Origin of the sequence: Sphingomonas elodea ATCC 31461 (genome assembly GCF_000226955.1) — a bacterium.
Taxonomy (GTDB): domain Bacteria; phylum Pseudomonadota; class Alphaproteobacteria; order Sphingomonadales; family Sphingomonadaceae; genus Sphingomonas; species Sphingomonas elodea.
Genome location: NZ_AGFU01000016.1, coordinates 1 through 14987, shown reverse-complemented (window position 1 = coordinate 14987; position 14987 = coordinate 1). Strand labels below are relative to the sequence as shown.

Annotated in this window: 15 protein-coding genes and 1 pseudogene; 8 read left to right on the top strand and 8 right to left on the bottom strand. The window is 67.9% G+C overall.

The window, feature by feature from the left end:
- Positions 1 to 9: 9 nt before the first annotated feature.
- Both KK7_RS0105645 and ypfJ read right to left on the bottom strand, forming a co-directional pair.
- Complete coding sequence (locus KK7_RS0105645) at positions 10 to 1098, bottom strand: YjgN family protein (protein ID WP_010543667.1); 1089 nt, start codon at positions 1096 to 1098, stop codon at positions 10 to 12.
- A 53-nt stretch (positions 1099 to 1151) separates the two neighbouring features.
- Positions 1152 to 2048, bottom strand: coding sequence for a KPN_02809 family neutral zinc metallopeptidase (ypfJ, locus tag KK7_RS0105640; RefSeq protein ID WP_010543666.1), 897 nt, complete (start codon positions 2046 to 2048; stop codon positions 1152 to 1154).
- A gap of 115 nt (positions 2049 to 2163) precedes the next feature.
- On the opposite strand from ypfJ, the gene KK7_RS0105635 reads away from it, so the two are divergent.
- Genes KK7_RS0105635 through KK7_RS0105620 form a run of 4 tightly spaced genes read left to right on the top strand, consistent with a single transcriptional unit; the run spans position 2164 to position 6106 of the window.
- Entirely contained in the window at positions 2164 to 3312 is a 1149-nt protein-coding gene (locus KK7_RS0105635) for a patatin-like phospholipase family protein (RefSeq protein ID WP_010543665.1), read from the top strand.
- Between the two features lie 15 nt (positions 3313 to 3327).
- A complete protein-coding gene (locus tag KK7_RS0105630) occupies positions 3328 to 4113 on the top strand; it encodes a 3-hydroxybutyrate dehydrogenase (RefSeq protein WP_010543664.1) in 786 nt (261 codons plus the stop codon).
- Positions 4110 to 4736 (top strand): DUF4893 domain-containing protein, encoded by a 627-nt coding sequence (locus KK7_RS0105625; protein ID WP_010543663.1) that lies wholly within the window; start codon positions 4110 to 4112, stop codon positions 4734 to 4736. Before KK7_RS0105630 ends, KK7_RS0105625 begins: the two co-directional genes overlap by 4 nt.
- Before the next feature lie 53 nt (positions 4737 to 4789).
- Entirely contained in the window at positions 4790 to 6106 is a 1317-nt protein-coding gene (locus KK7_RS0105620) for an amidohydrolase (RefSeq protein WP_010543662.1), read from the top strand.
- A gap of 44 nt (positions 6107 to 6150) precedes the next feature.
- Here the strand turns inward: KK7_RS0105620 and KK7_RS0105615 are convergent, their stop codons facing one another.
- The 5 genes from KK7_RS0105615 to KK7_RS0105595 all read right to left on the bottom strand — a co-directional run bounded on the left by KK7_RS0105615 (position 6151) and on the right by KK7_RS0105595 (position 10149).
- The gene (locus KK7_RS0105615) at positions 6151 to 6765 is read right to left on the bottom strand and encodes a hypothetical protein (RefSeq protein WP_010543661.1); all 615 of its coding nucleotides are present in this window, start codon (positions 6763 to 6765) and stop codon (positions 6151 to 6153) included.
- Between the two features lie 867 nt (positions 6766 to 7632).
- Complete coding sequence (locus tag KK7_RS22830; protein WP_157999982.1) at positions 7633 to 7788, bottom strand: hypothetical protein; 156 nt, start codon at positions 7786 to 7788, stop codon at positions 7633 to 7635.
- Positions 7789 to 8161: 373 nt separating this feature from the next.
- Positions 8162 to 8587: a globin domain-containing protein gene (locus tag KK7_RS20190; protein ID WP_010543660.1), complete on the bottom strand. Its 426-nt coding sequence runs from the start codon at positions 8585 to 8587 to the stop codon at positions 8162 to 8164.
- 94 nt (positions 8588 to 8681) lie between these two features.
- Positions 8682 to 9332 (bottom strand): hypothetical protein, encoded by a 651-nt coding sequence (locus tag KK7_RS0105600; RefSeq protein ID WP_010543659.1) that lies wholly within the window; start codon positions 9330 to 9332, stop codon positions 8682 to 8684.
- 187 nt (positions 9333 to 9519) lie between these two features.
- The gene (locus KK7_RS0105595; protein WP_237709143.1) at positions 9520 to 10149 is read right to left on the bottom strand and encodes a DUF4893 domain-containing protein; all 630 of its coding nucleotides are present in this window, start codon (positions 10147 to 10149) and stop codon (positions 9520 to 9522) included.
- Positions 10150 to 10427: 278 nt separating this feature from the next.
- On the opposite strand from KK7_RS0105595, the gene KK7_RS0105590 reads away from it, so the two are divergent.
- A complete protein-coding gene (locus KK7_RS0105590) occupies positions 10428 to 10964 on the top strand; it encodes a superoxide dismutase family protein (protein ID WP_010543657.1) in 537 nt (178 codons plus the stop codon).
- Between the two features lie 4 nt (positions 10965 to 10968).
- Here the strand turns inward: KK7_RS0105590 and KK7_RS0105585 are convergent, their stop codons facing one another.
- Positions 10969 to 12537, bottom strand: coding sequence for an MFS transporter (locus KK7_RS0105585; protein ID WP_010543656.1), 1569 nt, complete (start codon positions 12535 to 12537; stop codon positions 10969 to 10971).
- A gap of 81 nt (positions 12538 to 12618) precedes the next feature.
- Between KK7_RS0105585 and KK7_RS0105580 the strand changes: the two genes are divergently transcribed.
- The 3 genes and pseudogenes from KK7_RS0105580 to KK7_RS0105570 all read left to right on the top strand — a co-directional run.
- Complete coding sequence (locus tag KK7_RS0105580) at positions 12619 to 13089, top strand: low molecular weight protein-tyrosine-phosphatase (protein ID WP_029622887.1); 471 nt, start codon at positions 12619 to 12621, stop codon at positions 13087 to 13089.
- Between the two features lie 20 nt (positions 13090 to 13109).
- Positions 13110 to 14225, top strand: a complete 1116-nt coding sequence (locus tag KK7_RS0105575; RefSeq protein ID WP_010543654.1) for a zinc-binding dehydrogenase — start codon at positions 13110 to 13112, stop codon at positions 14223 to 14225.
- 169 nt (positions 14226 to 14394) lie between these two features.
- Positions 14395 to 14987, top strand: a pseudogene (locus KK7_RS0105570) (methyl-accepting chemotaxis protein); the annotation flags it as partial.

The window sequence follows — 14987 nt, the reverse complement described above, 5'->3', positions numbered from 1 at the left end:
CCGCTCTCCTCAGAAGGCGCCCATGTCGAGGCTGTCGAACAGCCCCTCGCCCTGGCCGGGCGCGCGCGTGGTCGATTGGGTGAACTGGTCCAGATCCAGCGTGCCATAGGCCCGCAGGTGGCGGACGAAGAACGCCCAGTTGCGATAGGCGATGAATACCGATCCGATGCCGAGCGTGCACACCACCAGCGCGAAGGTGCCGAGCATCAGCTTCAGCCAGTCGCCGGTACGGGCGGTGAACTCGAATTCGAGATTGCCGAGCGACAGTCCGGCGATCACCTGCCGGAAATAGGCCGCGTAGAAGTAAAGCGAGACGAGGCCGAGCAGTACGAAAAAGATCAGGTAGAAGCCGAAGAAGAACAGCCCGACCTGATAGCCTTGGGTCAGCTCGGCAGGATTGCGCGCGGTTGCCGCTGCCGCCACGCCCGCAATCACGCCGAGTACGACCAGCGCGATCGGGAGGAGATAATAGAGCAGGTAGCGGCCCATCAGCCCGTCCGAGCTGGCGGTGGCGACGAAGCGATGGGGGCCGAAGCTCATCGCGTTCCAGCGCTTGTTCCACAAGGTCACCAGCGCCCAGGGCACCAGCAGGCCGAAGGCGATCCCGCCCAGCATCGTCCGCCAGAGATAGGACAGGCCATAGCGGAAACCCTGGTCGTCGCTGCCGCCGCGAATACCGTGCCAGTAGGTGCGGCTCAGCCGGTAGCGGAGCGCCCGGAAGATCGCGACGCCGCCCAGTCCCAGCACCGCGAGGTAGAACAACATGGCCAGCAGGAACGCCGCGCCTGCCGCTGCCGGGGTGCCGCGCATCACCAGCCCGCCCATCACGAACTGGATCGCGGCGAGCGGCAGGAAGAACACCAGCACGACCATGACATAGCCGAGCATCAGCTCGCCGCCGGTGCCGGTCCATTCCAGCCGATCGTCGATGAAGCGGGTGCGGCTCCACAGATATTGCCGGGTGCGGGTACGCGCCCAGAAATTGTAGATGCCCAGCGTGACGATTGTCAGCAGCAGGTTGGTGAAGGCGATCGGGGCATATTCCCGCCACGAGCCGGTGAATTCGAACGCACCGCGCTCGTGCTGTTGAGTCATCATATCTCCCTTTGGCCGCCATCCAATAGCGGCCGGGGGTTTACGTCAAGTAACGTTCACTGGGCAGCGCTGAAGGTGTCGCACCGGCGGGGGTCGCCCGTATCCAGCCCGCGCTTCAGCCATGCCTTGCGCTGGGCCGAGCTGCCATGGGTGAAGCTGTCCGGCACCACCGTTCCTTGCGCCTCGCGCTGGAGGGTGTCGTCGCCGATCGCGTTGGCGGCGGTCATGCCTTCCTCGATATCGCCCGGCTCCAGCCGGTCGCGATTGCGCGCGGCCCAGACGCCGGCGTAGCAATCGGCCTGCAGCTCCAGTTTCACCGAAAGGCGATTGCCCTCGGTCTTGCTCGCCTGGGCCTGCGCGCGCGACACTTCGGACGAGGTGCCGAGCAGGTCCTGGATGTGGTGGCCCATCTCGTGTGCGATCACGTAATCGCGGGCGAAGTCGCCCTTGGCGCCGAAGCGGTTCTGCAGATCGTCGAAGAAGGTCGTGTCGATATACACGCCGTCGTCGCTCGGGCAGTAGAAGGGGCCGACGGCCGAGCTGGCCGCGCCGCAGCCCGTGTTCGCGCCGCCCTTGAAGAAGTTGATCGTCGCCGGCTTGTAGTCGCTGCGGCCCATTTCCTGGAAGATCTTCTCCCAGGTAAGATCGGTGCTGCGCATGACCCGGCACGCCTCCAGCCGGCGTTCGTTGACGCGGCAGACCTGCTGGCCCGACTGCCCCGCGGTGGGGGAGCGACCTGCCGTGCCGCCGCCGCCGCTCTGGCCCAGCATGCCGCCACCGCCGCCCAGGCCGAACATGACCAGTGCGATGATGCCGATCAGCACGATGCCGCCGCAGCCCATGCCGCGCCCGAGGAACATCGGCAGCAGCCCGAGCAGCGGAAAACCGCCGCCACCGCCGCCCGAGCCCAGGTCGCGGGCATTGTCGGTAGGATCGAGATCGTCGAGCCGCATCGGGCCTCCCCTTTGGTTGCTTGGCCGTGACAATGCGCCAACGCGCCTTGCGTTGCACGTGCTTCTGCGAAGGGCCGTATTGCTCCGCAGCATGGGATGCGCCACATCCCTCGCCATGGCCGATGCCGAGTCCCGCCCGCACCGCCGCCGCCATGCCGCACCCGGCATGCCGCTGCCGGATACCGTCGCGCTGGTGCTGCAGGGGGGCGGGGCGCTGGGCAGCTTCCAGGCCGGGGTGATCGAGGAACTCGCCACCGCCGATATCGAGGTCGACTGGGTCGCCGGCATTTCGATCGGCGCGGTCAACGCCGCGCTGTTCGCCGGCAACCCGCCCGAGAAGCGGCTAGGGGCGATCCGTGCCTTTTGGGAGCAGGTGACCTCGGCGCTCCCCGATGTGCCGCTCCCGATGAACGACCAGCTGCGCGAGATCGCCCATGAATGGTCCGCCGGCGCGGTGATTCTCGGCGGGGTGCCCGGCTTTTTCCGCCCGCGCCCGATTCCGCCGGCCTTCGCGGTGCCGGGCACGCCCGGCGCGCTGAGCTTCTACGATACCAGCCCCCTGCACGAGACGCTGGACCGGCTGATCGACTGGGACCTGCTCAACGAGGGGCCCGTCCGGCTGTCGGTCGGCGCGGTCAATCTGCACAGCGGCAACTTCCGCTATTTCGACACGCGCGACGAACGCATCGACGCGCGGCACATCATGGCGTCTGGTGCGTTGCCGCCCGGGCTGCCGCCGGTCGAGATCGACGGCTGCTGGTATTGGGACGGGGGACTCGTCTCCAATACCCCACTTACCCATGTCCTCGATCGGCAGGAGGCCGAGATGCTCGTCTTCCAGGTCGACCTGTTTCCCGCCGAGAACGAACTGCCGCGCACGATCATGGACGTGATGGGCCGCGAGAAGGAAATTCGCTTCTCCAGCCGCACCCGCGCCATTTCCGACGAGCGGCTGCGCATCCGCAAGGCGCGCGAGACGGTGAAGGCGTTGCTCGACAAGTTGCCCGCGCACATCGCCGACGAGCCGGAAGTGAAGGCCGTGCGCGACCTTGTGACGGAGCATCCGGTCAATGTCGTCCAGCTGATCTACCGCGCGAAGATCTGGGAAGGTGGATCGCGCGATTTCGAATTTTCCACGCGCACGATGCGCGAGCATTGGGAGGCCGGCCGCATGGCGGTGGCCGAGACCATGGCCAATAGCCGCCTCGTCGCGCAGAACATCCTCGACGGCAAGACCGCCGCCTTCGATCTCACCCAGCGTTAACAAGGGAGTATGCCGATGTTCCTCAAGGGCAAGTCCGCGATCGTCACCGGGTCCACCTCGGGCATCGGCCTCGCTTATGCCAAGGCGCTGGCGGCCGAAGGCGCGAACGTGCTGATCAACGGCTTCGGCGATGCAGAGGCGATCGAGAAGGAGCGCGCGGCGCTGGCCGAGGCCAGCGGCGGCAAGGCGCTCTACGACGCGGCCGACATGACCAAGCCGGACCAGATCGCCGCCATGGTCGCGCGTGCCGAGGCCGAATTCGGCGCGGTCGACATCGCGATTTCCAACGCCGGCATCCAGCACGTCGCCCCGATCGACGAATTCCCGATCGAGAAGTGGGACGCGATCCTGGCGATCAACCTCAGCTCGACCTTCCACCTGATGCGCGCGGCGATTCCCGGCATGAAGGCGCGGAAATGGGGCCGGATCATCTCCACCGCCAGCGCGCACAGCCTGGTCGCCAGCCCGAACAAGGCGGCGTACGTCGCCGCCAAGCACGGCCTTGCCGGCCTCACCAAGACGGCGGCGCTGGAAGTGGCGACGCACGGCATCACGGTGAACTGCATCTCGCCCGGCTATGTCTGGACGCCGCTGGTCGAGAACCAGATCCCCGACACGATGAAGACGCGCGGGCTGACCCGCGAGCAGGTGATCAACGACGTGCTGCTCGATGCCCAGCCGACCAAGCAGTTCGTGCTGCCCGAGCAGGTCGCGGCGCTGGCCGTGTTCCTGTGCCGCGACGAGGCCGCGCAGATCACCGGATCGAACTATTCGATCGACGGCGGCTGGACCGCCGCATGATGCTGCGCGCGTTCGTCGCCATCGGGCTGGGTGCGGCGCTGGCGGGCTGCAGCGTCTACCGTGAGGCCACGTCGCCCGTGATGGACGCCAGCGTCAACTGGCGCCGCGTGGCGACCGACGTGGACCGCGAGAAGCTGCGCAACTGGCGCAAGGCGTGGAGCGAGGCGCTGCCCCTCGCCCGCGCCGCCGATTCGGCGCTGATCGACGGCGACCCTGCGCTGTTCGATCCCGATCGCGCGCTGGCCGACGCGATGCCGCCGGCCGGCAGCTATCGTTGCCGCACCTTCAAGCTCGGCGGGGGCGGCACCGCAGTCAGCGCGATCGTCCGCTACGACTGGCGCCCCTGCATGCTCGGCGAGGACGGTCAGGTCCGCCACTTTCGCCTCGAAGGCGGCGTGCAGCGACCGGACGGCAACCTGTTCCCGGACGTGAAGGCGCGCGTCGCCTTCATCGGCACGCTGGAGGTCGGCGACGATGCGGCGCCGCTCCGCTACGGGCTCGACAACAAGCGCGATCTGATCGGTTATGCGGAGCGCATCGGCGAAAAGCGCTGGCGGCTGGTGCTGCCGTTCCCGGCATTCGAATCCAAGCTGGATTTGATCGAGATGGTGCCCGCGGTTTGACACGCGGGCGGCGAGGCAGGACACTCGCCCCCGATGATCGACAAGGGGGCCTCATGTTCACGTCTTTCCTGCTGGCCGGGGCAATGAGCCTCGGCACGCCTGCCGCTGCTGCCGCCGCCGATCCCGTGCGCGAGGCGACGGCGAGGGCGATGCCGCAGCTGATGGCGCTCTACCGCGACCTCCACGCCAATCCCGAACTCAGCCTGCACGAGGTGAAGACCGCAGCCAAGATGGCGGCGGCCGCGCGCGAGGCGGGCTATGAGGTCACCGAGAAGGTGGGCGGCACCGGCGTCGTCGCGGTCCTGCACAACGGTCCCGGCCCGGTGCTGCTGATCCGCGCGGACATGGACGGGCTGCCGGTGGTCGAGAATACCGGCCTCCCCTTCGCCTCCAAGGTCCGCGCGACCACGGACGAGGGCATCGAGAGCGGCGTGATGCACGCCTGCGGGCACGACACGCACATGGCGAGCTGGGTCGGCACGCTGCGCAACCTCGCCGCAATGCGCGACCGGTGGCAGGGCACGCTGGTGATGATCGCCCAGCCCGCCGAGGAGCGCGGGCGCGGCGCCAAGGACATGCTCGACGACGGGCTGTTCACCCGCTTTCCCAAGCCGGCCTATGCGCTCGCCTTCCACGACAGTGCCGGCCTGCCCGCCGGGCAGATCGGCATCACGCCGGGCTATGCCCTCGCCAATGTCGATTCGGTCGACCTGGTGGTGAAGGGGGTGGGCGGCCACGGCGCCTATCCGCACACCACCAAGGACCCGATCGTGCTCGCCGCGCGGATCGTCACCACGCTGCAGACGCTGGTCAGCCGCGAGATGGATCCGCAGCAGCCGGCGGTGGTCACGGTGGGCGCGATCCATGGCGGATCGAAGCACAACATCATCGGCAACGACGTGACGATGCTGCTCACCGTGCGCAGCTTCACCCCCGAATCGCGCCAGCAGCTGCTCGACGGCATCGCCCGCATCGCGCGCGGCGAAGCGATCGCGGCGGGCGTGCCGGAGGACCGGATGCCGGTGATGAAGGTGAAGGACGAATTCACCCCCGCCACCTTCAACACCCAGCCGCTCGCCGGCCGGCTGCAGGGGCTCTTCGCGACACGCTTCGGCAAGGATCGGGTGGTGGAGCAGAAGGCGGTGATGGGCGGGGAGGATTTCAGCCGCTATTGGCTGGCCGACCAGAGCATCCAGAGCACGATCTTCTGGGTGGGCGGCGTGCCCAAGGCGAAATGGGATGCCGCGCAGGCCGGCAAGGCGACCCTGCCGTCGCTCCACAGTGCCGAATGGGCCCCCGATGCCGAGGCGGTGGTCAGCACCGCGACCGAGGCGATGACGGCGGCGGCGCTGGATATCCTGAAGCGGTAGCGGGGGCACCCGATCCTCCCCGCCAGGGGAGGCGTATCCAGCGTTCAGAGCTTGCCGAACACCGCCTCGTATCCGGCCTTGTCGCCCGCGGCGAGGAAGCGAGCCTGTTCGATCCAGCGGTCGCGGGTCATGCGGCCCTGAAAGCTGCCGAGCTGTGCGTCGAGCGCCTGGGCGGCATCGGCATCCAGCGCGGCGAGCTGGGCGAAGCGGGTGACGCCGAGCTCGTTCAGCCGCGCCGCCAGCTTGGGGCCCACGCCCTTCAGCCGGGTCAGGTCGTCGGTTTCCGCGGTGGCGGCAGGCGAGGAGGCGGCGTTGGTATCGGCGGCCAGCGCGGCGCTCGGCGCGGCGACGGGGGCGGCGGCAGCGATCGGTTCGTCGGCAAGCGGCGCGGGCTCGGCCACCGCGTTCGTCGCTTCGGGCGCGCTCGGCGGGGGCGTCAGGCTCGCGATCGGTTCGGGCGCATCGGCGACCTTGAGCTCGCCCCGATCGGCGAGTTCGGCACGCGCCGTCCGCCGGCGTGCGGCAAGGCGCGCACCCCAGACCAGCACGAACAGTGCCATCGCGATGCCGATCGCGATCAGCACGAAGGACGCGGTCAGCCAGCCGCTGTCGCTCGCCGCGGCGACCGCGCCATAGCTCTGGGAAACCTGATCATTCATGCGTGCCGCTCCAAGGGTCCGGTTGCCTTTGTCTCCCCTTAGCGTGCGGTGCGGACACGTCCAGCCACCCGCGCGACCAGGGCGGCCTGGACGTGGCGCGATAGCGGCGGCCTGGCGGTGCGGCCGGTGCCGGGACATGCACACGGCCATGCATATGTGCGATGCTGCGCGCGACCGCAGCCCAGTGGACGCGTGCCAGCGGCGGAGGCGACGCCCATGCCTAGGTTCAAAGACGGGATGTCGGCTGCCGCCCCAGTTGCGGACATCGTGAGAAGCGTGCAGAGTTTTCGCCATGGGAGCAGATGAAGTCGAACTGTCGCCTGTTGAGAGACAAACGATATCGGCGAGGTATAAGCCTGCACCGGAGAAGCCGGAGTGAAAGGGTGTCTGAGTGTTGGAAGCGCGATCGCTATTTTGGTGGCGATCGGCAGCTACTGCGCTATCCCGCACCCAACTTATGATCGGGCGACGCTAAATGCTGTAAGAGCCGAATCATTAATATTGATGGCGGCTAAGCGGACTTATCCTGGACCAGCTCTTCCGAAAGGCCAGTGGCCACCCGCTATCTCGGGCCTCCAACCTGATTTCATAATTGTCTCACCGGACGGCGTCGACATAATCACCAAGGCGTTCTTTGATGGTGGCTGGGGATACTATGTGTCACGAGACGAAGGTGGCGGTCCACAGCCTGCGGGGCGATATTCGAAACTTGCCCCGGGCGTTTACTGGTTCCATCCGTACTGAATTCGGTGGTGGCGCAAGGCGGCTATAACGACCGCTTCTCACCTAGAAGCGGGCGGTCCTCTGGCGAGGCAGCGGCCGGCAGAACACGGACCAAGGGCCTGCTTCGGCACATGGCAACCCGGCTCAGCTGCAGTTGATTTCGCAGAAGGTCAGAAGGAAAAAGAAGTAATAGGCGATCGGCAGCGCGAGGACGAGCAAACAGCCCCAGCCTAGTCCCTTGGCGAGCGGCCCGGGCTCTTCGTCCCAGATCGATGGCGTTGGTGGATCGTCGTCTTCCATGCAGGGCAGCGTATATCGGCGGGTACGCCTGCGCCACCGCGGTCGCCTGTCCCGGCAGGCGTTTCGTTGCTCGGCCATGCCGGCCGCCGATTTGCCACGTGTCGTTTTGTTGCTTTGTCGCTCGTGCCCGCTGACCCCCGACGCGCACCCCCTCCCATCGCGGCGCGAGTTGCGGGCCTGCCGGAGCACCACCTCCGGCAGACCCGTCCCCCGCGCTCGCGCGCTGCGGGTGTTGCGGGAGGGGGTTGAGGCCCGCGCCACCCGTTTGGTCCGAAGGATCGTGCGCAGCGCTGACGGACGCGTCACACCTTCGTTCTGCAGCACTGGTAGCGCAGGAGAGCGATTCGCGGGGGCGGACCTTGTCCGAAGCGGATCAAGCTGCGGCGGCGGTCTCGGCCTCGGCGACGGTGCGGGCCTGCACTGCCATCGCGCGGCACATGCGGTGCAGCGCTTCGCTCATCTGGCGGGCGGTTTCGGGCTCGATGCCGGGATCGGCGCCGATCGCGCGGTCCATCGCGTGCGCCCATTGCGCCGCGGTCTGCGCGGTGACCTTCAGCTGGCGGTGAAAGCCCATGATGCACATGCCGGGGCGCGCATCGAACCAGTCGCGCGGGCCGCCCAGCCAGGCGATCAGGAAGCGGGTGAGGGAATGGCGCAGCGCCGTCAGGTCGGGCTGATGCATCGCGTGGAGCGCGGCATAGGCGGGATCCTGCTCGACCAGATCGTAGAAGCGGTCGACGATTGCGCGAACGGACTCTTCACCGCCGACGCGGTCGAAAGGCAGGCTGGATTCGGACATGACCATCGCCTCTAGCGCAAAAGCGCGTGCGAGGCGTTGACCGGAATCAACGGGTTGCCGCCCTTTCCACGTGGGGAAAGGGCGGCGCGCCGGATCAGAAGTGCGCGATCACACCCGCCATCGGGCGGAAGCTCTTCGCGTTGTTGAACGTGTTCATCTCGAACCGCAGGCGCAGGCCGCTGCGGCCGGTGATGCCGCCGAGGCCGATATCCTTCGGGCCGACTTCGACGCCGAGGCCATAGGTCATCGCGTGATAGTCGCGATTGGTATTGGCCATCTTGTCGAAGTTGATCCACTGGTAGCCGACCTTGCCGTAGATCAGGCCGCTGTCACCGGCGCGCAGGCCGAAGCGGCCGGCGGCGCCATATTCCCAGTCGATGTCGCCGCTCACGCCCTTGGCGACATTGCCCTCGGCACCAACGAACACAGGGCCCAGCGGCACGTTGACGCCGGCAACGCCCTGCACCAGCGCGCCGTCGAGACGGTAGCCGCGCGGCGGGATCGGGATGCCGGCATTGGACTGGCGGTCGAAACGCTCCCAGCCGCCGAGCACGCCGACATAGGGCTCGATGCCGAAGGCCTTGGAACCGTCCGGCGAACGCGGGGTGTCGCTTTCCTGCGCGGCGGTGGGGGCGGCGGTGGTCTCCATCGTGCCGGCACCGGTGGTGCCTGCGTCTTGGGCGAATGCGGGGACGGCGACGGGGAGCGCGGCAGCGAGTGCCGCGACGGCGATGATGGTACGCATGGGGGGAGGAAACCTCTACGCTGGTGAAACACATATCCCTGCAGCGGGCCCACGGCGAAAGGCGGGCGGCTGGAGATGGACCGTCAAATGCCCGGGCGAGCGGCAAGGTTGCATCGCCGCGAAGCTTTGTCGGCATGTGTTGCACTGCGGCAACGGTTTCTGTCGCTTCGATGAACGGAAAGGCGGCTCAGCCCTTGGGCTGGCCCTCGGGAGGAACGGGGGTCAGTTCGTAGAGATCGACGCTGCCGGGCAGCGCGCCGGGAACAGCGAGGCGCCAGCGGAACGCGCCGAAGCGCTCGACCATGCCCACCACGTCGCGGGCGCCCGGATTGCCATAGCCGGTATCGTTCGCCCCCGCCTTGGCCTGGCGCGCGCCAAGGAAGACATAGCGCTTGCCGTCCGGGAACACATAGCCGGCGACGATATCGGTGCCGGTCTGCTTGGCGAGGCCGAGCGGCGCGTCATCCGCCTCTTCGTTTGCGGCGGAGATGTAGCAGAAGCCGGCGGGGCTGGGCTGGACCAGCGCCCGGCCGCTGGGCCCGCGCTTCAGGTGCAGCGTGCGGCAGCGATAGGAGCCGGGAGGCAGCGCCGGATGCGGCTGGCCTGCATCGGGATCGAGCACCGCGCCCTGCACCTTGCGGACGGGCGCGCGCACCTGCTCGTACAGTTCCCGCCAGGCGCTGGGCAGGCTTTCCAGCCGCGGCAGGTCCGCATCGGCGATGCGGGTGCGCCACAGGGGCGGGGGCGGCGCTTCCTCGACGACAGCCGTGGGGCGCACGCCGATCTCCGCGCTGCCGGCATGGCAGGCTGCAAGCATGGGCAGAACAAGCATCGCGCAGGCGAGCCGGTGCATGGTGATGATCCCCTGTGACGTTTTTGGCGCGCGGCCCTGCCGCAGCGTCCCCGTCGCGAATTTTCGTAAAGGAATGTTAACGAAAAGTAAAAGCTGCGATGGACGGCGCCCCGATGCGGCGAGCCGAGTGGTGCCCGGCGATCAACGGCACCGTGCGGCCGCGCTCCGTGCGGCTTGGCCCTTGGAACCGTCGACGCGAAGGGCCATTACGCTTGTTCAAGGACATGGCCGGAGGACGGAGTATGAAGGCTTGGGGAATCGCCGCGAGTGCGACGGGCGTTGCGCTGCTGCTGGGCGGCTGCGCGACCAAGGCGCAGAACGATCGCTACATGGCGGGCCGTTTCCGCGCCCAGGCGGAACTGCACGATGCGGCCGGCAAGGCGGTCGGCACCGCGGTCGCCGAACAGATCGACGGATCGATCCGCGTGCTGGTCGACGTGACCGGCATATCGCCGGGGCCGCACGGCGTGCACGTCCACACCATCGGCGTCTGCACGCCGCCCGATTTCGCCAGCGCGGGCGGTCATTGGAATCCGGGCGCGGCCAAGCACGGCAAGGAAAACCCGATGGGCCCGCATGCCGGCGACCTGCCGAACATGAAGGTGGACGAGAAGGGCCATGGTCATCTCAGCTTCACCCTGCCCGGCGGCACGTTCGACCAGCTGATCGATCAGGACGGCGCGGCGCTCGTCGTTCATGCCGGCGAGGACGATTACAAAAGCGACCCTGCGGGAAACAGCGGCGGGCGCATCGCCTGCGGCGTGTTCCAGACGGTCTGAGCGGTCACACCGCTTCGCCGGCGGCGCGGGCGCGATTCAGCTTGCTCGCCTCCGCCGCCGGCAACAGCCGATAGGCGCCGATGATCGCGACCAGCGCCACCGGCACGCTGGCGAACAGCGCGAGCACACCGGTGGCGAGGTTGCCGGTCAGCGTCGCGATCCGTCCCGCGGTATAGGGCCCGAGCGACAGGCCGATCAGCGTCGTGCCGATGAAGAAGGCGGCGGTGGCGGTCCCGCGCATCCGCGGCAGCACCAGATCCTGCGTCGTCGCCGCCGCCGCGGCGAGCGCGCCGCAGATCAGGAACTGCGCCAGCGGCAGCATCCACAGCGCGAAGGCAAGGCTGTCGGCGGTGAACAGCAGCGCCATCGGGAGGAGCGGCGCCAGGCAACCGAACAGGATCACATGGATCCGTCCCACCGGGCTGCGCGCCCGCAGGGCGTCGGCGACGCGGCCGGCCAGCGTCACGCCCAGGAAGCCGGCAAGCGCGACGGGCGCACCGATCCAGAAGCCGAGCACGCCCAGCTGTTCGGGCAGAATGTCGAAGCTGCGCCGCAGGAAGCTCGGCGCGAATCCGGCCATGGCATAGGCGAGGAAGGTATTGAGGCCATAGGCCAGTACCACGCACAGAAAGGCGGGGGTGCCGAGGATCAGCGCATAGGTCGCCGGATCCCGGCGCTTGAGGGCGGTTGCCCAGCTGTAGACGGCATAGACCCCGATCCCCACGGCCGCCCATTGCGGGATCGGCTCGCCCAGCGCGACGAGCAGCGCCACCACCCCGGCGACAAGCGCCAGCACCGCCAGATTACGCGCGAGTGCGGCGGGCCCGAGCCGGGCGGCGCCGATCAGCGTGAAGGGCGGCACGATGGTCAACAGTTCCTCGGAAAAGGCAAGGAACGGAGCGGGGTGGGCGGGGGTCGCCAGCCCTTCGGACAACCCGCGCGGCGGCTCGCGCAGGGTGAACACCCAGGCCGCGACGAGCAGTCCGGGCACGCCCACCGCGAGGAATGCCGCCTGCCAGCCGACAAGGCCCAGCGGGCCGCCGCCGGGAAAGGCGTGGTTCCAGCGCTGCACGATCATCGCGCCGATGAACAGCGAAAGGCCGCCGCCCAGATAAATGCCCGACGAATAGAGCGCGAGCGCGGTGGCGCGCAGCCGCTTGGGAAACCAGTCGGAGATCAGCGAATAGGCGGCGGGACTCGCGGTCGCCTCGCCGATGCCGACGCCGATCCGCGCCAGCCCCAGCACCAGCCCGCTTCGTGCGAAGCCGGACAGTGCCGTCATGCTCGACCACAGCGCCAGCCCGGCGGTCATCAGTCGCACCCGGTGCCAGCTGTCCGCCAGCCGGCCGAGCGGAATGCCGAACAGCGCATAGAACACGCCGAACGCGGTGCCGTAGAGAAAGCCGATGTCCTGGTCGCGCAGGCCCAGGTCGTGCTTGATGTCGTCGGCCAGGATCGCGACGATCTGGCGATCGACGAAGTTCAGGATATAGACGAGCAGCAGCAGCGACAGCACATACCAGGCATAGGGAGACGCCTTCGCCCCATCGGGCGTGGAGGGCAAGCTGGCCATATCCTCTCCTTCGGCTTGGTTCGTGCCGTTGCCAGCGAGGCTAGCAGAGCGTACCCGTTTTACGAAAGGATGAATCGCACGATGGCCGAACCGGCATTCCTGTTCGTCTGCCTGGGCAATATCTGTCGCTCGCCGCTGGCCGAGGCGGCGTTTCGCGCGGCGGCGGCGGCGGCCGGCATTTCGGTGATCGCGGATTCGGCGGGCACCGGCGGGTGGCACGCCGGCGAGAAGCCCGATCGCCGCTCGATCGCGGTGGCGGCGCAGCACGGCATCGACATTTCGGGCCTGCGCGCCCGGCAGGTCGAACGCGGCGACTTCGATCGCTTCGATCATATCCTGGCGCTGGACCCGCAGAACCTTGCCGATCTGCGCCGGATCGCGCCGGCCAACGGTCGCGCCCGGCTGCGGCTGCTGCTCGATGCGGTGCCCGGCTGGCAGGGCCGCGCGGTGGACGATCCCTATTATGGCGGCCCCGAAGGCTTCGCGCGCACCTGGGACGAGGTACGCGCCGCCGCCGACCGGCTGGTCGAAGAACTCGTACAGACCCGTTGAACGAAAAGAGGAGAGGAATGATGACCTTCACCGGACGCGAGCTGCGCTCGACGCTGCATGAGGACGGCACGCTGCGCCTGTCGCTGGAGCAGGTCTCCTACCCCGATCCGGCGGCCGACGAAGTGATCGTCCGTATCGAGGCCGCGCCGATCAACCCCAGCGATCTGGGGCTGCTGCTCGGCCCGGCGCAGGTCGATACCCTGCGCGAAGAGGGCGGCGCGCTGCTGTTCGACGTGCCCAGGGGGCGGCTTTCCAGCATGAAGGCACGGCTCGGCCAGGCGATGCCGGTGGGCAATGAAGGCGCGGGCACGGTCGTGGCTGCCGGTGCGGAGGCCGGAGCGCTGATGGGCAAACGCGTCGCCGCGATCGGTGGGGCGATGTTCGCCGACTACCGCCTGCTCAAGGCGCGTGACGTGGTCGAGCTGCCGGCGGATGCCAGCGCCGCGGACGGGGCGGCGATCTTCGTCAACCCGCTGACCGCGCTCGGCTTCGTCGAGACGATGCGGCGGGACGGGCACAGCGCGATCGTGCACACCGCCGCCGCATCCAATCTGGGGCAGATGCTGCAGAAGATCTGCCTCGCCGACGGCGTGCCGCTGGTCAACATCGTACGTTCCGAGGAGCAGGCGCAGATCCTGCGCGACCTCGGTGCCACTCATGTGCTCAACAGCCGGGACGAGGACTTCCGCGCCAGGCTGGTCGACGCCGTCGCGGAGACCGGCGCCACCATCGCCTTCGACGCGATCGGCGGCGGCACGCTGGGCAGCGATATCCTCCAGGCGATGGAAGCGGCGGCGGTGCGCCAGATGGCCGAATACAGCCGCTACGGCTCTGAGCAGTTCAAGCAGCTCTATATCTACGGCGCGCTCGACCTGGCGCCGACCTCGCTCAACCGGCTTGCCTTCGGCTTCCAGTGGAGCGTTTCCGGCTGGCTGCTGATGCCGTTCCTGCGCCGTGCCGGCATGGAGACGCTCGGCGCGATGCGGAAGCGTATCCTGGCCGAGCTCAAGACTACGTTCGCGAGTCGCTACACCCGCACGATCGGGCTGGCGGAGGCGCTGCAGCCCGAGGTTCTGCGTGCCTATGAGCGCAAGGCCACCGGCGAGAAATTTCTGATTGATCCGTCGCTTGGCTGATCGGCGAAGGGGCTGACCCTTAGGAAAGCGTATGTTCCACGTGACATCTTGTTTCTAATCTTTGTCAGAATCCCACACCCGCTCTCTTCCTTCCTACAATGTTGCAGGGTGAGCGAAGAGGGCGGGAGACGCAGTGACGTCGAAGACGCCCCAATTGAGGACGTCACGAATGCTGCATTGGTTTGAAGTGAAGGCTCCCATCCGGGAGAAGTTGAAGGTCGCGTTCGGGGCGATGATCGGGGTCATGGTGATCCTGGCGATACTCAACACGTTCCTGCCGCACTGGGTGATGCTGGGGCTCAACGTCGTCGTCATCGCCGTCGCCTTCGGCATGACGCGCATGTTCCGCCGGATGATCGCCGACCCCTATGTCGCAACCGTAGTGCGGATGGAGGGGCTGGCCAGCGGCGACCTGCGCGCGCCGATCGCCCATACCGACTATGAGGACTGCGTGGGCCGCATCTCACGCGCGATGCTGGTGTTCCGCGATGCCGCCGTGGCGCAGAAGGAAGCCGCCGAGCAGCAGGCCGAGGTGGTGCGGGAGCTGGGGCACTCGCTCGAGAAACTCGCCAAGGGCGACCTGACCGCCGACGTCACCGCGGATTTCCCCGGTCCCAACGCCGTGCTCAAGACCAACTTCAACGAAGCGCTCGCGGCCTTGCGCGAACTGGTCCGCTCGGTCGCGGTGTCGGCCGAGACGATCAGCACCGGATCGAACGAGATCGCCAGCGCCTCCGAGGATCTGTCGCGGCGCACCGAAAG